This window comes from Mucilaginibacter paludis DSM 18603 (assembly GCF_000166195.2).
Taxonomy (GTDB): Bacteria; Bacteroidota; Bacteroidia; order Sphingobacteriales; family Sphingobacteriaceae; genus Mucilaginibacter; species Mucilaginibacter paludis.
Genome location: NZ_CM001403.1, coordinates 7,728,504 through 7,749,994 on the forward strand (window position 1 = coordinate 7,728,504; position 21,491 = coordinate 7,749,994).

Consider the following 21,491-nt stretch of genomic DNA (forward strand, 5'->3'; position numbering starts at 1 on the left):
TAATCAATTGCAGATGCTGTTAGTGGGATAGCAGGATGATGTCATGGTATTTACGACAGCAGAGAAACCTAATGATTTTCCTGCTTCATGCATCTCACTTCTTGCTTCTCCCTAACTACATCACCATTTTTTCAGCTTTCTTTTTGGTAGCTTCCTTTTTAACCAGGGTCATGCCGCATTTAGGGCATTTACCAGGTTCATCGCTAAGCACTTCGGGGTGCATAGTGCAAGTATATTGCACCTTGGCAGGTTTCACTTTTTTACTTTTGGTAGTGTCTGACACCGTAGTAGGATTAGTAGTTGCAAAAACACTCGCAACCGAAAACAGGATGGCTGTTGCCATCAGCATTACTTTTTTCATGATTTTTTTTAATTAAAAATTGATTAATGGCATTATGCTGTCGTAAGCACAATACATGGGTTATTAAACTAAGATGATTGATTTTAAGTTGAAATAATAGCCATTTTCACAGACCGTGAAAGCTATAAAGGAGAGTGCAGAATCAGATTCTGTAAGTACAGTTAAGGGTATAAATAGGAATATCGGGCAGGGGAGGAGGCGCATTGCCCCGATATTGGATAGTTAATGCCCTTTCGTTAAACGCAATGGGTTCCCACTGCGGAAAAGATGGCAAAATGGCGTGTAAAACCGGGCTTAATGTAAAATGCTCCGAACTAACGTAGCTATCTTTAAGCTTAAAATTCTGTTTTTCGTTTTTGCAGCAGCTTTCCTTTTTAGGGGCTTCCTTTTCGGTGTTATCCGTAGCCCCATAAATCAGCGTAACCGCGGCCAGTTTACCGCAGCAATAAAAACGGTTTACCCCGATACCCACGCAGGATATAAGATAGACGGCCGTTAGTATGATGAGCGATATGCGTTTCACGATGTAAAGTTAACTATTTTGTAATTAATAAACTAAACTTTAACTTTTAATAAGCTTGCATTAATAGCCACAACCACGGTACTCACTGTCATTAATACAGCACCCGCCGCCGGGCTCAGTAAAATTCCCTGGTGATACAATACGCCTGCTGCTAAAGGCAGGGCGATGACGTTGTAGCCGGTTGCCCAGGCCAGGTTCTGGATCATTTTTTTGTAGGTAGCCTTGCCAAAAAGGATAAGGTTAACAATATCTTTAGGGTTGCTGTTTACCAGCACTATCCCCGCGGTTTCTGCGGCAATGTCACTTCCAGATCCCACAGCAATTCCAATATCGGCCTGCGCCAGTGCGGGCGCGTCGTTTACACCGTCTCCGGTCATGGCAACAAATTCACCATGGGCTTGTAACTCTTTAATTTTTTCCAGCTTTTGGTGCGGTAGCACTTCGGCAATAAAGCTTTCCATACCTAAAGTTTTGCTTACACTTTCTGCAACCTTGGCATTGTCGCCGGTAAGGAGTATAGACTTGATGTGATTTTCGCTTAAAGTTTGAATGGCACCTGCCGACTCCGGCCTGATTTGGTCTGACAGGGCGATGTATCCTGCCAGTTGATTGTCAATAATTACAAAAACGACGGTTTCCGTTTCATCTGATTGATAACTATCGGGCACATTTAAATTGTTCTCTTTTAAATAACCGGGGCTCACCACCCTTACTTCTTTACCCTCAACGGTTGCCTCAACTCCTTGTCCAGTAAGCGCCTTGAAATTTTCGGCCGTTGGAATCGCTATATTTAACTCCTTAACTTTTTGAAGGATGCCCGTCGCGATGGGATGTTCCGATTTTTGTTCCAGGGCCGATGATATTCGAAGAATTTCTTTATCGTCGACATCGCTGTGCAGCGATATTATTTTTGAAACTTCAAATTTACCAATGGTAAGGGTGCCTGTTTTATCAAAAACTACTGTGGTTATCTTTCTTGAGTTTTCAAACGCTGTTCTGTTTTTAATAAGCAAACCATGTTTGGCAGATAAGGCGGTTGACTTTGCCACCACCAACGGTACGGCCAGGCCAAGGGCATGCGGACAACAAATTACAATAACGGTTACCATCCGCTCCATCGCGAAAGCAAAAGTTTGGCCAGTTAAATACCAGTATAAAAAAGTGGCAATACCGGTTAGCAAAGCAATTATGGTTAGCCATTTGGCAGCTCTGTCGGCTAAAAGTTGGGTTTGCGATTTTGACTTTTGAGCATCATCAACTAATTTAACCACCTGCGAGAGATAGGAATCCTTGGCCGAATGGCTGACCTTGACATTAAAAGATCCGTTGCCGTTGATGGAGCCTGCAATTACTTTATCGCCTTTTGTCTTTTTTACCGGCGTGGATTCGCCTGTAAGCATACTCTCGTTTAAATAGCTTTCGCCATCCACAATAACTCCATCAGCAGCCACCTTTTCACCGGGCTTGGTTAAAATAACGTCATCAACTTTTAAGGTATCCGTTTTTACATCGTGTGTAACATTGTTAGTTACTAAATGAGCATCCGATGGCATCAACTGTACCAGCAAATCCAATTCCTTCGATGCTCCCGCAACCGACTTCATCTCTATCCAGTGCCCCAAAAGCATAATGAGGATCAATGTATCCAGTTCCCAGAAGAAATCCATTCCTTGCAATCCGAAAACAATTGCAGCGCTATAAGCATATGCTACCGTGATGGCAAAGCCAATCAGGAACATCATCCCCGGATTTTTAGCTTTGATCTCATCCAGCCAGCCTGTTAGAAACGGCCAACCGCCGTAAACAAAAACAACCGAGGATAGGGCAAATAAAATATAGGATGAACCGGTAAATTGCCAGCTTACACCCATGAAATGCTGTATCATGGGGGATAGTAGCATAATTGGAACGGTAAGCGCCAGTACTACATAAAATCGTTTCTTAAAATCAGCAATCATCATGGCATGATGATTATGCCCGCCCATGTCCATTTTGGAACTATGGCCGTGCATCATTGCGCCGTGATCCATACCGGTGGGCGGGTTGTGCCCGGTATGCTGATGGGGAGTTGATGGCGCGTTGCTCATAGTTATTTTACACTTTTTTTATCGGTTTGTTTTTAGCTAAAGATGTTTTTCTTTTCGTCGATCCAATCATTTAATCAGGCAAAGCCAATATTCACGCCAACAATGTATTAACATTCTTGAGCCTGATAATCAAATATGATCATTATCAATGGCCGACAGAATGATCATGATCACTTTCTGAGCTGACAACGGTTGGGATAAACTAAATAGCCGGAAGAAGTACAGCGGCAATTGGGGAGTTATTTTAATTTCCGGACAGGAGCAAACAGGGGTTTAATTTAATGACGAATTAATAAACCCGGAAACTAAAAGTGTAAATTTGAAGATGAATGTTTTTGTGACGAGGTTACTTCCGGCTGAAGGATTAACTATACTACAAGCCGCAGGGTGTAACGTTAGGCAGCATGAGGAAAAGCGCGAACTTTCAAAACAGGAGCTGATTGATATATGCCAGCATCAGGATGTTTTACTGAGCACCGGGCCAATTAAGCTTGATGCCGATTTTTTTAAAAATTGCAGCCATCTTAAAGGGGTAGCTTTAATGAGCGTTGGATATGATAACGTGGATATGGCAGCTGCCACGCATTATGGTATCCCGGTTAGCAATACGCCCGATGTATTGAGCCGCGCCACTGCCGATACCGCTTTTTTGTTAATACTGGCGGTATCGAGAAATGCTTTTTTTATGAGCCGGAGCATAGCTAAAGGGGATTGGGTTTTTTACGACCCGACGGCCAATCTCGGCATAGAACTTTATGGCAAAACCATAGGCATTTTTGGTATGGGTAGGATAGGAGCAGAACTGGCCGCCAAGTGCAAGGCCGTATACCAAATGAATGTTATTTACCATAACCGCAAGCCCAATGTACACCTGGAAAGTGAACTTGGGGCCAGGTATGTATCTTTTAATGAGCTTTTAAAACAGAGTGATGTTTTATCCGTTCACGCCAATTTATCAACGGAAACCGAGGGCCTGTTTAACCACGCTGTATTTAAAAAGATGAAGCCATCGGCCATATTTATCAATACAGCCAGAGGAGGCATTCATAACGAAGCAGATTTAACCGAAGCCTTGAAAAACAACGTGATATGGGGTGCAGGCCTGGATGTTACCCAGCCAGAACCTATGCAAAGTAATAATGCTTTATTGAGCATGCCACGTGTTTGTGTTTTACCGCACATTGGTTCTGCAACCGTAGAAACGAGGGGCAAGATGGCTGTTATGGCAGCAGAAAACGCAATTGCGGCATTACAAAACCGCCGAATGCCCCAGGTGCTCAACCCAATTATATACAAACAGTAGTGATCGTGATTAAGCTAAGCCGGTTATTTCGCGATAAATTAGAAGGTTAATCTATTGAATAACCTTTACCGGTTTTTTATGTTCGTCGATAGCCACAAAAGTAAAGTCGCCATGTACAGCTAAATCACGCCCTTCGGCATACATTTGCTCCACGTATATTTCTACGCCTACTTTTAAACTGGTATTGCCTACGTGGATAACCCGGCCAACCAACTCAACAATAGTACCCGCCGGAATTGATTTTTTAAAATCTATCCTGTTACTGCTTACTGTAACCATAATCTGCCTGCTAAAGCGTGTTGCCGCTATAAAAGCTACTTCATCCATCATTTGCATGGCCACGCCGCCAAACAGTGTATCATAATGGTTGGTGGTATTAGGAAATACCGTTTTAAAAATCCTCGTTTCCGACTGGTCAATTCTTTCTTCTAAAGTCATTGTTTTTTAGTTGGTGCAAGTATAACACGCATTTTCCGTTTTATAGCTACCTAATTAATTGCAACGTTATATTATAGGGCCTATTTGTAGCTTTCAGGGTAACGGGGCAGCTCCCAAACCAGGAAATGGGATTTTAGTGCGTTGTTTCAAGTGAATCGATACGGTTTACTGATCTGCCAGTAAAATAATCGAGAGTCTGAAGATTATGAAAAGTAGTGTCATCTGTCGATCTAAAGAACATTTACGCACAATAGCAATCAGATCACGGCAGAATTAATTGCCATTAACGTACATGTATTTAAAATTATAGATGATCTCAATGAAATTTTTAGTAAAATCCTGGCCTATGTTGCCGTAGAATTTTTCATTAGGGACTATTTTTTGCTGGAGCACATCAACGCCATTCATAGTTACGGTTTTGTTACCCAGTGTAAGGTTTATTTGGGGTAGAACGTATACTTCCTTTTTTTGTGAACCACCTGCTCCGAAAAAACCGACCGTTTTCTTTTTGGCAGATTTTATAATGTCCGTTTTATATTTGTTGAAATAAGACACATAAAACAATGACGAGCTGGCACCGGTATCAAAGTGAAAGGCAAGCGTATCATTGCCTTTTTTCAAGGCGACGATCGGATCGAGGCCATCCAGCGCAAAATTATGCAGGTTGCCTTTTGTGGGTATTAGCGGAATCGTCATTTTGCCATTATTATAAATATGCACTTCACCAAATTGCTCAATCACCGGGTAACCAATGATTATGTTTAACTGAAATTTGGCTGCTGAAATATACAATACCGAGTCCGGCATTATTTCAAACACTACATTCTTTATCAGTATACCGCCAATGTCAATACTGTCGGCAACGCCCTCAGTGGTTTTAAACTTTAATCCGGTTTCACCGCTGCTTTCATCGAAAGAAACATTCAACATATGCAGGCCTAACTTTTTAGCGTAGGTTTTCGTTATCGCTGATATATTGGCCCGGGTATCAAATACGGCATTATAAACAATGGAGGAACATTTTACAGGGATCTCGATCAGACCAAGTTTATTGTGCGACCATGATAACAAGGTGTTTCTTTTAATGATGGATTGCTGGCGGGGAGTATCTTTTAGCGCATTCCGAATTAAAATCTGCTTTTTAAGATCCTCAATAACATCTTTAGATAAAGATTTTGAATACAGTTTTAGTGTAGTGCTATCTGTTTGCGCCGCTTTAGCGTACTGATAGGTTTTGAAATAGCTATCACTTTGTAAACGCCTCATATTGACCTTAACAGAATCTGGGAGCTGATCGGAGAAGTTTATTAAAAGGCGGTTCACATCATTAATACAATCGATATTACGGTTAAATACATTATCGATAATTGATGAGTAATACAAATTCTTCTCCTCATCCAGACTATCTTTATATAATTTTGTCTGGGCTTCCAATTTAAAGTACTCTTTGTTATCCAGCAAGTTTTGAAGCTTTTTGGCAGCAGCAGCGCTTAGTGAAGGTTTATGATTATAGGCAGCTAATGTTACCAGTAACAATAAAATTGATAAAGTAGCTTTCATATATTCTATTTAAAAATTTGAATATTGTTGTAAAATGCCGGTGCGAGAAAAAGTTTAAATGTTAAAGTGCATTTTATTTAAACCATTCTGAATATTTTGTTTCTTCAGGCACATCGGTAGGGCTTGCAAATTCCAACCGGTAACCATCGGGATCTTTCAATCCTACTACCCACAGGCCATTACCCACAAATGGATCGGATATGGTCAGGCCTTTTACGCTGAACTCGCGATACAGCGCCAGTGCGTCTGCGCATTGGTAAGCGATGGTTACGCCGCCTCCCAGTGACCCTGATTGCTCCGTATTTGGTTTGCGTGGTTCTTGCAGCATAACTGCTACTGTGTCTCGCTCAAGCCAGCACCATTCTATCTTTCCCCTCGGTGTCCATTGATTGATGAGTTTAAATCCAAGTCCCTCTTTGTAAAATAGCAGGGATGCTTCCATATTGGCCACCATAAAAAATGGTACAGCCAGTTTAATGTTTTGCGTTTTAGTTTCCATTGTTTCTATTTTAATAGTTCAACAATTGCGGTATGCCCGTTCTTGAGCGCCCAGGCCATGGGTTTAGACCATACCATCCCGGCATGTTTCACGTGGGCTCCCCGCTTAAGCAAGGTCCCGGCCATGTCGGCTTTCCCCCAACGCGCTGCCCATCCCAGGGGTGTTGAACAAAATTCAGGTTCTATAAAGTCAATATCCGCACCGCGGTCTAACAACCAATCGGCAGCTTCGGGTAAACCATAAAATATTACCATAGGTAAAGCAGACATCCCCAAGCCATTGGTACCGTTAACAGGGACACCTAAATCTAAAAGTAGTTCTGCTAAATCCCATCTTGGCTCCTTATATCTTACCGCGTGCATCAATGGCGTAAGCCAGCAAGCAAATGGCATAAACCCATTAACATCACCACCGGCTGATAGTAAAATTTTTATAATATCCATTCGGTAATGATGTATAGCTTCATAAAGGCCCAAATTCACCCAGTCGGGGTGCTTGTACTTTCCAAAATTCATAGATCGGGAGCGTAGCCACAGGCAATTTCGAAATCAAACTTAAGTTGTTCTTCCCTTGTTTTTACTTTAGGTACAGGCCATGTGTACACGGGCATTCCTTCTGCTGCTTTTTCCAATAATTCGGCTATCTCCATAAAATCTCTGTCAACCGCGTTAGCTATAGGCGTTTCATCACCCAAAGAGTACCAGCCGGGCGCTTTTGGATGTGGCCCATGCTCCAATAATATTTTCACCATTTCAATATGCCCACCTTTCACAGCATAATGCAATGGTCATAATAGGCAAATTGCGATTTAACCCGGCTGTCGTCTTCCTTTACGATCGAAGTAACGGTTTGAACGTCGCCCTCATGGGCTGCATTTAGCAAAGGCCAGGTTTGGGTTCCCCAAATGGCATCGTCAAAATAAAGCGGTTTCGGCAACATAGGTAACAACTTTGTTTGTGTTTATTGATAGTTAAATTTAAAAATATTTCAGCCATTTAATTTCATGATGCCTACTTTATATTAAGCGTATTCGCGGTAACAAAAATTCAGGGGCAGCTCAGCAATAAAAAAGACCGGATAGAGCAATGCCAATCCCTATTTGTTCTCTTCTGTAATTTCTGTAAAAGGCGCATGATCATACCAATCCCGATGGAAGGCTCCTATCCGCAAATAGTTAATCCCAAGTGGGCGTAAATGAATAAGCGGAGCATATAAAAGATAACAGAACAATGTCACTCTCCAAACATCAAGAACATATCGGCAATTTTACCTTTCACCTGTTCAGCAAATGGCATCAATAAAATCAATAGCCCGAGGGGCATCAAAAGATAAGGCTGCTAAGGTGGATATTTTTGCTGGTTGAGCAATCGGAATAAGACAAGTAGTTTTCTTATACTTATGATCACTGCAAATTACCGTGTAAGCAAGTAATACAGACTTTGAAAAGGATTTGAAATTGTTTTTACCCAAACCCGGCTTGAGCAATTAATAACTTTAGCACGCCTGATTCCGTTTGAACTCGCTCGGCGTACAGCCATATTTTGCCTTAAACACCGTTGCGAAATAATTCGGCGTAGAAAAACCAACCATGTAGGTAATTTCAGAGATGGAATAATTCTCGTTGATCAAAATATATTTGGCTTTTTTAAGCCTCCGGTTCAAAATATAATCAGTGATACTGCATCCTAATAGTGCCTTAACTTTGCGGTATACTTGTACACGTGATACACCTATTGCTTTACAGATATCATCTACGCTAAAATTCTCGTTAGCAAGGTTTTGCTCAACAATTCCTGCAAAATCATTAACAAATTTCTTATCCAGGGATTTTGAAACGGGCAGTTTACCCGTGATACTGATGTCACTGGTATAATGCGACTTCAACAATACGCGGTTTCCGATCAGATTTTTTACTGATGCCATCAGGTAATCAAAATTAAAAGGTTTAACCATATACGCATCGGCCATACTTTCCATACCGGTAATTTGTTGTTCCACGCTGCCTTTAGCGGTTAAAAGGATAATCGGTATATGAGAGGTACGGATATCTGATTTCAATTTCTGTGCAAGTTCCCTACCAGACATTCCAGGTAGCACCACGTCAGAGATAATCAGGTCCGGAACCTGTTCATAGGCGGCACCCAGGCCCTCGGTTCCGTTTGATGAGGTGACCACCTCGACCGAGTCGGAAAATTTATCGTGTAAATAGCGTAATAGATCGCTATTGTCTTCAACAATCAACAGCGTGTGTTCTTTGATGGCCCCGAAGGCATCTACAGGTTTGATGTCCGCCGGTTCATCCAAATCAGCTGTATATACTCTTGCCCGTTCGTAAAGTTCTTCTTCGGTACGTTCTTTCCGCCTGATCTCCTCAGGGCGAAAATGATTCTTCCCCTTCAATAAAGTCACCCTAAAAGTTGTCCCCTGCCATTTTTTGCTGTTCACTTCAATGTCACCGTGGTGTAGTAACATCAGTTCCTTCGATAAGGATAAGCCTAAACCAGAACCTTTGGTTGAGTTGGTGTCCGCCTGGTAAAAATGATCAAAAACATGCCTGGCTTCCTCTTCGGAAATACCTATGCCATTATCTTGTACTGATATGAATATTCGATCACTGTTTTGTTCTAAACGGATGTGTATCCGGCCATTATCGTTCGTGAATTTCAAGGCATTGGAAAGTAGATTAAAGAGTACTTTATCAAGCATATTCTCATCAAACCAAGCCTCGATCTGTTGTTCCTCGCTAATTAAACGAAGATCGATGTTTCGCTTGGATGCATTGTGCCTAAAGCTATCGATAACATCTTTAACAAACTCGTAAAGGTTATTAGGCGAAGCGCTGATCTGTAACTTTTCATATTCAATTTTTCGATACTCTATCAGCTGATTTACCAATCGCAATAAACGGTAAACATTTTTATGGATCAGTTTAAGGTTTTTTCCGGCAATTGTTTTTATTTTTTCCTGTTGGATCAGATCTTCCAGCGGGGAAAGGATTAGCGTGAGCGGCGTACGAAATTCATGCGATATATTGGTGAAGAAATTAAGTTTAGCTTCTGTGGCTACCTCAGCCTTGGCCGACATTTCGATCAACTGGTTACGCTGTTTCAATATCTCAAGGTTTTTATGCTCCAGGCTTTTATTGATCTTCCTGTTTTCGAGCAACGAATAAAAAGCAAGCCCTCCAAAAACCACGGCGAGTACAAGCGTTATCACGGTTACGTTAAGTACCAACTGCTGATTATCGTACACCTCTTTTTGTTCCTTTAAAAGGGCCTGTTGCCGTTCTATGTCCGCTTGCTGGCTGCTAACCTTATTCCATTGCAGTTTCATCAGCTGAACATTTGAAGAATCGATGACCAGGGACTGGAGTATATTTTCTTTTGAGAAAGAATGTTTGTTCAGAATATTAAATGCCGTAACAATAGCTTCTTTGCCACCTGTGGGATAAACCATGCTCGCGTTTAACTTGCCCGATGCAACCATCTGCAGTCCTCCGCCATTCCCCGGCAAAGCATCAATGCCCACCACCTTAATATTGGGGTCAAAATGAAGTTTTTCGATAACTTCTCTTGCCCCGGAGGCCATCACATCATTATGTGCAAAAACTGCATTTGTTTGATGCAATACAGGAGCAATTTTCTTTAAGCCCGACTCTGCATTTTCCTTTAACCAGTCGCCGTATGCCTGTCCAATAATATGGATTCCCGGAAATTTTTTGATTGCATCATTAAAGCCCCGATGACGTTCAATAGTAGGTGAAGAGCCGGGGAGACCCATTATTTCAATTAAATTACCTTTACCTTTTAAACTTGATGCCAGATATTGGCCTGCCATTCGCCCAATTTGATAATTGTCGGCTCCTACGTAGGCTGTATATAAGTCTGATGACGTTTTGCGATCGATCACAATCACCGGAATTCCTTTATTGTACGCCTCCTCAACAACCGATGTTAACGGTTGAGCCTCGTTTGGTGATATAATCAAGATATCAATTTTATCATCCAACATCTTTCTAACCTGTTTGATCTGAACTTTACTGTTGCCATCGGCGTCCGCATAAATCAACCGGCCGCCGGGGTGAAGCGACAATTCCATTTTAACTTCGTCAAGCATGGTTTTGCGCCACAGGTCGGAGCCGATGCATTGTGAAAATCCAATAACGTATTCTTTATCTTCCGTGTGATGGCTGCAACCTGCTGTAAAAAATAATACAGCTGCTAATAAGACACATGCCATAACTCGGGTTATGGTACATTTTCTCAATATACTTTTAAATAGATATAACATGAAGAACCCTTAGGTTAACTGGTTTTGATAGTTCCTGAATGGAACATGACTAAAGGTAAACAAAGGTTGCCTAACTGTCAAATCCTGATCATCCCGAACAGGCTGGCGGACTACAGATGATGTATCAAATTTGAACTTTTCTTGTCGTAAAAATGTAAACCGGTTTAAATTTCAGTATTCTGATAAAAAATATATCACTCATAAACAGGTATTTACGTTTATTATAAAAATTAATATTCTTTGGTACAATTCCGAAGTCCTGCGAGCCGAAAGCTTTCTACCTTGCATCCCAGAACCAATAAACTAATTTTTATATTTATGAGAAAACACTCCGTCATGGCCTGGTCCATGGTCGTAGCCCTTGGTGGCTTTTTATTTGGATTTGATACCGCTGTAATATCAGGAGCCGAAAAATCCATTCAACAATTTTGGCATTTAACCGTATTTCAGCACGGGCTGACCATTTCAATCGCTTTAATAGGTACAGTGATCGGATCGCTCTTCGGCGCTCGTCCTTCTGATGCTTTCGGAAGGAAAAATACGCTGTATTTTGTGGCTGCAGCTTACCTATTTTCTTCGCTTGGTACAGCAATGGCGGATAATTGGGTAATCTTTTTGATTTTTAGATTGCTGGGTGGTCTCGGCGTAGGGATCTCATCGGTAACTGCTCCGATATACATATCCGAAGTTTCCCCTGCCGATCGGCGTGGCAGGTTGGTTGGCTTATTTCAATTTAACGTGGTACTGGGGATCCTGATTTCCTACTTGTCAAATTACCTGATCAGTCAGGGAGGGGAAGCTTCCTGGAGATGGATGCTCGGCATACAAGCTTTTCCTTCCTTGTTGTTTTTCGTGTTGATCCGTTTCATTCCCGAAAGTCCGAGATGGCTGATCTTGAAAAAAGGCGAAACTGCTAAAGCCCTCGAAATATTACGCGTTATAAACCCGCTGAACTGTGATGAAGAGTTGATTTCGATACAAAAATCAGATTTAAGGGGGGAGGATAAAAAAGCCGATAATTTGTTTTCGGGGCAATATAAAACACCGGTTCTCTTAGCGATATTCTTTGCTTTTTTTAACCAGGTTTCAGGTATCAATGCTGTTATTTATTTTGCTCCCCGCATTTTTGAAATGGCCGGCCTCGGTGCACATTCCTCGCTGCTCTCTACCGTTGGTATAGGGTTGATCAATTTCGTTTTTACTTTACTCGGCATCAATATAATAGTAATAGATAAAGTGGGTAGGCGGATATTAATGAAGGTGGGATCGGTAGGCCTGATCTGTTCTTTATTCCTGGTGGCTTATACATTTTATACCGGAAATTTTAATGGCTTTGCTATACCGCTCTACATGATGATTTTTATAGCCTTCTTTGCCTTTTCGCAGGGAGCCGTTATTTGGGTATTTATATCAGAAATATTTCCAAACCAGGTTCGGGCAAAGGGACAAACCCTCGGAAGTTCTACCCATTGGGTGATGGCTGCTATTATTGCCTTTAGCTTTCCTTACCTGGCCGAAAAGTTGGGCGGCGCTGTAACCTTTTCCTTTTTTGGAACAATGATGATCTGCCAACTCATATTCGTTTGGAAGTTTATGCCGGAAACTAAAGGTAAGTCGCTCGAGCAGATCGAAAACAAGCTGGTGGTTATGCACTAATCAAATTAGACATCATGAATAGAAATACTTTCCCTCCGGCAATTTGTTACGGTGAAATTCTTTGGGATATACTCCCGGACGGGCCCCAGCCGGGAGGTGCTCCGCTTAATGTTGCCTATCATTTAAATAAATTAGGTGTTAAAGGCAGCCTGGCCAGTAAGGTAGGTAATGACAGCAATGGAAAAAAACTTGAGAGCCTCCTTGATCGGTGGGGCTTGTCGAAAGACCTGTTACAGCAGGACGATCAATACCCCACAAGTGAGGTGCTGGCAAAAATGAACAATGGCAATGAGGTTTCCTATGAAATCGTTTTCCCGGTTGCCTGGGATTTTATCGATGACAGCAAATTGATCAGCAAACAAATCAGTCCTTCAACTTACTTTGTATTCGGTAGCCTGGCATCGCGCAATAAAGTTTCCAAAGATACCCTGTTCGAATTGTTGGAAAGTGATGTGATCAAAGTATTGGATATCAATTTACGACCGCCTTTTATTGGGCGTGAGCTATTGAGCGACTTGCTAAAAAAGGCCGACATCGTTAAGTTTAATCAGGCTGAGCTGGAAATGGTGCAGACCTATTTTCGTGGCTCCTACTGGAACGAGGCAGAACAGATCAAATTTGTTCAGGATCAATTCAATGTGCGTGAGGTCATTGTTACAAAAGGTGAATTTGGGGCCTCTTATTATAAAGAAAGCGAAGCCTATCATGCTGCAGGGCGCGAGGTGAAAGTTAAGGACACCATTGGCAGTGGCGATGCCTTTTTAGCAGCCTTTATTGCTAATCATTACACGAATGAACATCCGGGCACCATTTTAAGGAATGCGATAGCGATGGGAGGATTTGTCGCAACCCAAAAAGGAGGATGCCCGGAATATAACCTATCTCAATACACTCGTTTCCGTGACGAATTGTTTGGAAACTATATCCAATAATACCTTAAACCCAAAACCAAACCAATAAAAAACCATTTTATGAGAAAATTAATACTATCATTCTGCCTTTTTTACGCCGCTATAGGCCTAAGTTACGGGCAGATCAAAAACCTCAAGGGGAGGGTAACCGATCAGGGCGGAGAGTCGCTCGAAGCAGTAAGTGTAGTGGTACTGGAAACACAAAAAGCTACGCTGACCGACGTAAAGGGAAATTTTTCAATTCAGGCGTCGGTAGGGCAGCATCTGAGATTCAGCTACCTGGGTGCCCGGCAGGAAACCTATCTGATCAGTTCCACAACAACTGAAATCAATATCAAATTAACTGTGGCCGCAAATAACCTTAACGAAGTTGTTGTGACCGGTTACTCCCAGGAACGAAAGAAGGACCTTACCGGGGCTGTAGCAGTAGTGAATGTGAAAGACATCCAGGATATACCTGCCGGTAATGCCATGAAGGCGCTGCAAGGACGAGTGGCAGGAGTAACCATTTCCACCGATGGGTCGCCTGCCGGTAATGTTTCCATCAGGATACGTGGTATCGGAACATTAAACAACAATGATCCGCTTTATGTGATCGACGGCGTCCCTACAACCCGTGGACTTCAGGAAATTAACCAAGCCGACATCGAGTCCATCCAGGTATTGAAAGATGCAGCTTCCGCATCTATCTACGGTTCGCGGGCTGCAAGCGGAGTAATTATTGTGACAACAAAAAAGGGGAAAGCCGGAGTTAGTAAAATTGACTTTTCGGCAACATCTTCCCTTGAATTTTATGCCAGTAAATTAAAGGTATTAAACACGCAACAACGCGGAGAAGCCTACTGGCGCGCTGCCGTTAATGACGGTTCAAGTCCCAATAATAATGCTACCTACCAATATGACTGGAACGGCAACTATAATAATCCGGTACTGAATAAAGTTTTATTGCCGGAATACCTTGATGCCATCCATACATTGAGACCTGCCGATACGCATTGGTTCGATGAGATTTCCAGAAATTCGTTGCTGCAATCCTATAACCTTTCTGTTTCTAACGGAACTGAAAAAGGCAATTCGTTGTTCTCATTAAGTTATTATGACAATCAAGGGATCATCAAAGAATCACGAGATCAAAAAATTACCGCACGATTCAACTCCGACTACAACTTTTTTAATAATCGTTTAAAAATAGGAGAGAATTTTACGGCCACCTATATGAGAGATGTGTTATTGCCGGTTGGCGATATCACAAGCTTAGCGCTGATTGACGAGCCGGCAACTCCGATATACGATATTAATGGCGGTTGGGGCGGCCCCTCGAACGGAATGGCCGATAGGCAAAATCCGTTGCGCCTTATTGAAGATAACAAGCAAAATAAAAACAATTTTGGCAAGTTGTTCGGCAGTGCGTTTGCAGACCTGGCAATTTTAAAAAACTTACATTTTAAAACTGAGTACGGTGTGGATGCGGCGGTTAATTATGCCCGAACGATCCGTAAATCTTACGTTTCAGGGTTTTTGAATGACCTTTCTAATCTTGTAAACACAAGCGCCTCTTATGATGGCAGCCTGATCTGGCATAATACACTGACGTACAATTTGGCTTACAAAAAACACAAATTTGATTTTTTACTGGGTCATGAACAGATCAGCGTCATCAATCAAAATATGTCTGGCAGCCGTCAGGGTTATGCCATTGAAGATTATAACTATGCCTATCTCGGTGCCGGAACAACTAATGTGCTGAATGGTGGGGGAGGAACGGGCAATGCGTTGTTATCGTATTTCGCGAAAGCAAATTATGCCTATAACGACCGCTACCTGGCCGCATTCACATTACGTCGGGACGGATCATCTCGATTTGGCACGAATAACAGATATGGATATTTTCCTTCCGCGTCGTTCGGCTGGCGTATAAGCGATGAACCTTTTTTTAAGAATAAGGTTCCCGCTGTGTCCAATTTAAAATTGCGCTACAGCTGGGGGCAGACCGGAAATCAGTCTAGTCCCGATTATGCCGCCAGTACCTTGTATGCCCCTATTTACGGAACTATTCTCACTGGCCTATTTGATGGTGGAACAGCCTATGATATCACAGGTGCAGGTACCGGTCAGCTTCCATCAGGGTACGTGCAAACCCAACGAGGGAATGCAAACCTCAAATGGGAAACGGCAACTCAAAATAATTTTGGATTAGATTTTGGCCTTTTCAATGACAAGCTATCTGGATCGGTAGAATATTTTATTAAAAACACCACAGATATCCTGATCACTCCGATTTACCTTGCCGTTTTGGGTGAAGGCGGCAACCAAACAGCGAATGGTGCTTCTGTAAAAAATACAGGTATTGAAGCAGTATTAAATTATAATAACCAACTGGGACGGGATTGGTCGATAGATTTATCGGGAAACATATCTTCTTACCGAAATACAGTGACCAGCCTTCCTCCGGAAGTATTGACCTCGTACCCTGGCAACGGGACTACCAAGACAATTCTTGGCCGATCTGTAAATTCAATTTTTGGCTACGTGGCCGACGGATTGTTTACTACTCAGGCCGAAGTTGATAACTCTGCTGCGCAACCGGGTAAAGGCTTGGGAAGGATAAGATATAAAGATCTTAACGGTGACGGCGTTATTAACAATAGTGATCAGGACTATATCGGTAATTTCGATCCGAATTTTAGCTACGGATTAAATGCTTCTATTCGTTACAAGGCGTTTGATTTCACATTCCTTCTGCAAGGTGTTCAGGGTAACGATGTTTACAATACCTATAAGGTATTAACGGATTTTACATCGCTGCAGCCTGGGGCCAACTGGGGAAGCCGCGTATTACAGGCATGGACACCACAAAATCCTAACTCAACGATTCCAGCATTAACAACTGTTGACCGTAACAACGAAGGTCGCGGATCTACCTATTTTGTTGAAAATGGCTCTTACCTGAAATTAAGGAATGTTCAATTAGGATATGATCTTAAAAAAGGGATAAAAAATTTGAAGGTTAGCAATGCGCGCATTTTTATTCAGGCGAATAACTTGTTAACCATAAAAAGTAAGTCGTATACGGCTACTGATCCGGAAAATCCAACCAATAGTTTTCCAATACCTATCGTTACCTCAATCGGTGTAAACGTAACTTTTTAATCCATTATGAGAAGTCAAATGAAAACAAAAATATTAATGGCATTAGCAGTAGCCTGTATACTACTCAATTCCTGTAAAAAAGATCTCGATCAAACTCCTCAGGGCCAGATCGCCAGTGAACAATTGAATACACCTGCCAATGTTGACGACATGGTAATTTCTGCCTATTCAGCCTTGGGTAATGATTATTGGGCGGCACCCTACAGCGATATGTGGGCTTACGGCAGCATCCGCAGCGGCGGTGCCTACAAGGGCGGAGACGGTACCGGAGATGTATCCGATTTCCATGCTTATGAAACCTTTTCTCTCAACCGGGTAGATCTCGGTACATCAGATGTTACATGGTACCGCCTGTATGTTGGATTGAACCGTGTAAACGATGCGCTTGGCAGGATAAACAACATGGCATTGACCGACTACCCGAACAAGGTTGCAAGGCAGGCCGAAATGCGTTTCCTTCGCGGGCATTTTTATTTCCTTTTAAAAATACTGTATAAGCGGATTCCTTATATTGACGAAAATATCCCGAAGCCTGGTTATGACACGGTGAGCAACCGAAGCTACAGCAGTGATCAGTTATGGACGAAAATTGTTAATGACTTTGCTTTTGCGGCCGGTAACCTACCTGCCACGCAAACCGACCAGGGGAGGGCTACCAAATTTGCTGCAGAAGTCTATGAGGCAAAAGCGCTGCTTTACCAGGCTTATACACAGGATGACAATAATAACGTTACCGGGATAGATAAAACAAAATTAACATTGGTTAATAGTCTTTGTGATGATGTGATCAACTCCGGAAATTATGGTTTGCTGTCAGATTTTGGATATAATTTCTTAACACAATACGAAAACGGGAAGGAATCGGTATTTGCCATCCAGTATTCCATCAATGACGGAACGCCCCAGGGAAGGGTTGATAACGGGCATTCGCTCAATTACCCGATGGTTTCCCAGTATGGTTGCTGTGGTTTTCATGTTCCGAGCCATAACCTGATCAATGCCTTTCAAACAGATAATAATGGTTTGCCCTTGTTTACAACTTTTAATAACAACGATGTAGAAACTTCGGCCAATTATTTTGCCGGCAGCTTTGATCCGCGAATGGATCACACGGCCGCCATACCGGGGCATCCCTATAAATATAAACAGAATTTTATTTATCAAACATCCTGGGCGCGCGCGCCGCAGGTGTATGGCCCTTTGTTGAGCATGAAGGAAACTGTTCCTTATGATGATCCTTCATTTAAAAAATTCCCTCCATTTATGTCAAGTTCCAAAAACTGGGCAATCATCCGCTACGCTGATGTATTGTTGATGAAGGCGGAAGCACTTATTGAATTGGGACGAGAAACAGAAGCACTTCCATTGGTGAACTTGGTGCGTCAGCGTGCTGCTAACAGCACGGGTATGTTAAAACAGACCGGCGGCGGAGCTACTTCAAATTATAAAATCAGTACTTATCAACCTGGCCTTAACTGTACCTGGACGAATGACTACGCCCGTCAGGCCCTGCGCTTTGAACGACGGATGGAGTTTGCCATGGAAGGTTACCGGTTCTTCGACCTGGTGCGCTGGGGTATAGCCGCTGACTACCTAAACGCTTATTTCAATGCTGAAAAGCCAAGGGTAGGTCATTTATCGGATGCCGTATTCAAGAAAAATAGAGATGAATACTTGCCAATTCCCCAAAATCAGATCAATTTCAGCAAGGGGCTATACAAACAAAATTCAGGGTGGTAACCGTAAAATTTAAACGATGAAATCAATTATCATAAAAAACAAATTCCGGTTGGTGATCATTTGCCTGGCAGTAATCATCAATGCCTGTAAAAAGAACAGTTCAGATATTAACTTAAGCGCCAACGCCGATATTTCCGCGTTCACGGCCAACGGCGTGTCGGCAACGATCAGCGAAAGTGCGAAGACAATTAAGATCACTTTGCCTTTTGGATCGGACATCACGAAGGTAAAACCGACTTTTACGATTGCTTCAGGCGCCGTCGCGTCTCCAGCTCTGGGCGAGGTTGTCGATATGTCCCTACCGGTTACTTACAAAGTAATTAATGGGAACATTTACAGTACATATACTGTAACAGCAACCATTCAACCTGCGTTCGTGAGTTTCAAAATTGATACCGTTGCCGGGGTAATTAATGATATTAACCGGACAATTACTGTTACGATGCCGCCGGGGTCTGTCGTGAGCAACGTTGTTCCTAAAATTGTTTTATCTTCCGGATTAACGATCAGCCCTACGGCAGACAAAGCCCAGGATTTTACCAAGCCGGTTACCTATACCGTAACCTCAAGTGTTACATCGGTGACTTACACGGTAAATGTGACTGTGCTGAATAGTATTCCTTACATCGCTTATGTAGGATTCGCATCTACCCGCGCCGGAATCACCAATCCTGACGAAAAGGCGGCAGCCGACTGGTTATTTGCTAACTACCCGAATGCTGAATACGTTGTTTTTGACGATATTAATACCGGTAAAGTAAATTTGGCTAAATATAAAGTCATCTGGTGGCACTACGATAGCGGTCAGCAACTGCCCGACATGACTAATTATGCTAATATAATAAATGCCTTAAAGGCTTATTATGCAAGTGGGGGCAATTTCTTTTTCACCGGTTACGCCGACCAATACCTGGTACCACTGGGCATTGTACCGGGCGGTAAAGGGCCAAATAACGTATTCGGGGATACTGCTCCAACTATTGATAACAATGGTGATTGGGGCATGTCGTTCCCCGGACAATCATCGAACGCACTTTTCTCGGGATTAACACTGAGCGCTACCAATCCCACCACAGCTTACTTGCTTGGCAAAGGAGTGGAAAGGGAAAATCACACGGCTCAATGGAAAGTAAGCGAGTGGGGAGGTTATGGCAATACTGCAGGCTGGCAGGCAGCAACCGGTGGCATCGCTTTGGCATCTACCGATGGTTCTACAACTGATAACACCGTTAACATTGCACAATGGCCCTCAGTTAATAAAAGCGGAAAAACTATCATCATTGCCCTGGGCGCTTATGACTGGTACAATGAACCCGATGCTAAAACAGGTGTAGCGAGTATCGCCAACCCCTATATGCCTAACGTGATCAAATTAACCCAAAATGCGCTAAGCATATTAACTCAATAAGTGAACGTGCCTTGCCTTTGCCGGCAAGGCACATCAAAATACTTAAAAATGAAAAAAATATCATTAATCATTGTGCTGTGTGCTATGCTGGCGTCTTGTAAAAAAGATAGCTCGGGGATAGCACCGGTTGATCCAACCGCACCATTTTTTTCCATTTACCAGGCGCCAGTAAAGGGCTACGTGGGCGATGTTATGCCATTTTATGACAATAATACCTTCCATCTGTTTTTCCTGGCAGACTGGCGAGATAACGCTCCACAATATCATCCCTGGTATAAATTTACAACAACTGATCTGTTAACTTACACAGATAAGGGCATTATGATTGGATATGGCCGGGCCGACCAGGAAGACTATACATTAGGCACCGGCTCGGTTATCAAAGCAGGAAACAACTACTACGGATATTATACCGGTCACAACTATCTTTTTTTAAACACTGCAAGACCGCAGGAGGGAATTATGTACGCGACCAGCACGGATTTAAATTCGTGGACTAAAAAAAGCGGTTTCCTGATCATACCGCCATCTGGTTATGACTTCAATAACTTCCGCGACCCTAATATCTTTTTCAATGATGCCACCCAGGAATACTGGATGGTTGTTGGTGCACGTAAAAATAACGTTGGCGAACTGGTGTATTATACAACTAAAGATATGGCAGCGCCTAACTGGGTTTTCCAGGGCACTTTTTACGGACCCAATAAATATGACATGCTCGAATGTCCTGATGTTTTTAAGTTAGGGAATTACTGGTACCTCGTGTTCTCGGATACCAACATGGAGAACGCCACACACTACCGCATTGCTGCCTCGCCATCCGGCCCATGGATTACACCTGCAAATGAGCTGTTGGACGGTCGTTACTTTTATGCCGCCAAAACGACTTTTGATGGTAAAAACCGATATCTTTTTGGATGGGTGCCTACAAAAAGCGGATTCAGCGATGTTGGCGCAAAAGAATTTGCAGGTAATATGAGCAGTCATCTGCTTGTTCAGAATTCCGATGGAACATTATCGGTCTCTGTGCCTGCAACTGTTGAGAGTGCTGTTGCCAAAGTGGGAACCATAACTGCGACAAATAAGGATGCAACAGTAACGCTATCAGGCAGTAATTATCAGATCAGCAGTTCAAACGGCACCGGAGCGGCTTATTTCGGAAATATTTCCGGTACTTGTATCATTAAAGGATCAGTAACGTTTTCACAGCTACCCTCCGGTTTCGGGTTCCTGTTCGGATCAGACGGTACGGCAAACAACACTTTTAAACTGGGCTTTACCAACGGCAATTTACAGAGCGATAATGTGATTAGCGGCGCGGCCAATACAGATGCGTCAATTCCATACAAGTTAACGGCGGGACAGGAATATCCGTTTAAGATCGTGATAGAAAATTCAATTGCTACAATATATGTGAATAGTCAGGCGGCGCTAACCACCCGGATTTATGCATTGCAGAAAAAAGCATGGGGCATTTATGCCACTAATGGTTCGGCAACCTTTAAAAATTTATCTTTCTATCAAAAATAGCATTGACAAAAATGGGCGGCGGATTTTCGTCGCCC

General features: G+C 42.6%; 17 protein-coding genes. 7 read left to right on the forward strand and 10 right to left on the reverse strand.

Annotation, left to right across the window (positions count from 1 at the left end):
• Positions 1–115: 115 nt before the first annotated feature.
• From MUCPA_RS32725 to MUCPA_RS32735, 3 genes are all read right to left on the reverse strand, one after another.
• Positions 116–361, reverse strand: coding sequence for a heavy metal-binding domain-containing protein (locus tag MUCPA_RS32725; protein WP_008512558.1), 246 nt, complete (start codon positions 359–361; stop codon positions 116–118).
• A gap of 142 nt (positions 362–503) precedes the next feature.
• Entirely contained in the window at positions 504–884 is a 381-nt protein-coding gene (locus tag MUCPA_RS32730; protein WP_008512560.1) for an HYC_CC_PP family protein, read from the reverse strand.
• Positions 885–916: 32 nt separating this feature from the next.
• Positions 917–2,971 (reverse strand): copper-translocating P-type ATPase, encoded by a 2,055-nt coding sequence (locus tag MUCPA_RS32735; RefSeq protein WP_008512562.1) that lies wholly within the window; start codon positions 2,969–2,971, stop codon positions 917–919.
• A 325-nt stretch (positions 2,972–3,296) separates the two neighbouring features.
• Between MUCPA_RS32735 and MUCPA_RS32740 the strand changes: the two genes are divergently transcribed.
• Complete coding sequence (locus tag MUCPA_RS32740; protein ID WP_008512564.1) at positions 3,297–4,274, forward strand: 2-hydroxyacid dehydrogenase; 978 nt, start codon at positions 3,297–3,299, stop codon at positions 4,272–4,274.
• A 51-nt stretch (positions 4,275–4,325) separates the two neighbouring features.
• Here the strand turns inward: MUCPA_RS32740 and MUCPA_RS32745 are convergent, their stop codons facing one another.
• The 7 genes from MUCPA_RS32745 to MUCPA_RS32770 all read right to left on the reverse strand — a co-directional run bounded on the left by MUCPA_RS32745 (position 4,326) and on the right by MUCPA_RS32770 (position 11,010).
• Complete coding sequence (locus MUCPA_RS32745) at positions 4,326–4,712, reverse strand: acyl-CoA thioesterase (protein WP_008512566.1); 387 nt, start codon at positions 4,710–4,712, stop codon at positions 4,326–4,328.
• A gap of 273 nt (positions 4,713–4,985) precedes the next feature.
• Positions 4,986–6,272: a retropepsin-like aspartic protease gene (locus MUCPA_RS32750; protein WP_008512567.1), complete on the reverse strand. Its 1,287-nt coding sequence runs from the start codon at positions 6,270–6,272 to the stop codon at positions 4,986–4,988.
• A 73-nt stretch (positions 6,273–6,345) separates the two neighbouring features.
• Complete coding sequence (locus tag MUCPA_RS32755; protein WP_008512568.1) at positions 6,346–6,771, reverse strand: VOC family protein; 426 nt, start codon at positions 6,769–6,771, stop codon at positions 6,346–6,348.
• 5 nt (positions 6,772–6,776) lie between these two features.
• Positions 6,777–7,286, reverse strand: a complete 510-nt coding sequence (locus tag MUCPA_RS36585) for an ankyrin repeat domain-containing protein (protein ID WP_008512569.1) — start codon at positions 7,284–7,286, stop codon at positions 6,777–6,779.
• The gene (locus MUCPA_RS32765) at positions 7,283–7,543 is read right to left on the reverse strand and encodes a hypothetical protein (RefSeq protein ID WP_040626774.1); all 261 of its coding nucleotides are present in this window, start codon (positions 7,541–7,543) and stop codon (positions 7,283–7,285) included. The genes MUCPA_RS36585 and MUCPA_RS32765 overlap by 4 nt, the downstream gene beginning before the upstream one ends.
• Positions 7,540–7,710, reverse strand: coding sequence for a hypothetical protein (locus MUCPA_RS37990; protein WP_008512571.1), 171 nt, complete (start codon positions 7,708–7,710; stop codon positions 7,540–7,542). The genes MUCPA_RS32765 and MUCPA_RS37990 overlap by 4 nt, the downstream gene beginning before the upstream one ends.
• 555 nt (positions 7,711–8,265) lie before the next feature.
• Positions 8,266–11,010: a substrate-binding domain-containing protein gene (locus MUCPA_RS32770; RefSeq protein ID WP_008512572.1), complete on the reverse strand. Its 2,745-nt coding sequence runs from the start codon at positions 11,008–11,010 to the stop codon at positions 8,266–8,268.
• Positions 11,011–11,379: 369 nt separating this feature from the next.
• Here MUCPA_RS32770 and MUCPA_RS32775 point away from each other — a divergent pair, with 369 nt between their 5' ends.
• Genes MUCPA_RS32775 through MUCPA_RS32800 form a run of 6 tightly spaced genes read left to right on the forward strand, consistent with a single transcriptional unit; the run spans position 11,380 to position 21,456 of the window.
• On the forward strand, positions 11,380–12,717 hold the full coding sequence (locus MUCPA_RS32775) for a sugar porter family MFS transporter (protein WP_008512577.1): 1,338 nt from the start codon (positions 11,380–11,382) through the stop codon (positions 12,715–12,717).
• Positions 12,718–12,731: 14 nt separating this feature from the next.
• On the forward strand, positions 12,732–13,649 hold the full coding sequence (locus tag MUCPA_RS32780) for a carbohydrate kinase family protein (protein WP_008512578.1): 918 nt from the start codon (positions 12,732–12,734) through the stop codon (positions 13,647–13,649).
• A gap of 39 nt (positions 13,650–13,688) precedes the next feature.
• Positions 13,689–16,778 carry a SusC/RagA family TonB-linked outer membrane protein gene (locus tag MUCPA_RS32785; RefSeq protein WP_008512580.1) on the forward strand — a complete coding sequence of 1,030 codons (3,090 nt, stop codon included), beginning with the start codon at positions 13,689–13,691 and terminating at the stop codon, positions 16,776–16,778.
• 18 nt (positions 16,779–16,796) lie between these two features.
• Positions 16,797–18,518, forward strand: coding sequence for a RagB/SusD family nutrient uptake outer membrane protein (locus tag MUCPA_RS32790; protein ID WP_040626775.1), 1,722 nt, complete (start codon positions 16,797–16,799; stop codon positions 18,516–18,518).
• 16 nt (positions 18,519–18,534) lie between these two features.
• Positions 18,535–19,926: a DUF4960 domain-containing protein gene (locus tag MUCPA_RS32795; protein WP_008512593.1), complete on the forward strand. Its 1,392-nt coding sequence runs from the start codon at positions 18,535–18,537 to the stop codon at positions 19,924–19,926.
• A 48-nt stretch (positions 19,927–19,974) separates the two neighbouring features.
• Entirely contained in the window at positions 19,975–21,456 is a 1,482-nt protein-coding gene (locus tag MUCPA_RS32800; RefSeq protein WP_008512594.1) for a glycoside hydrolase family 32 protein, read from the forward strand.
• Positions 21,457–21,491 lie beyond the last annotated feature (35 nt).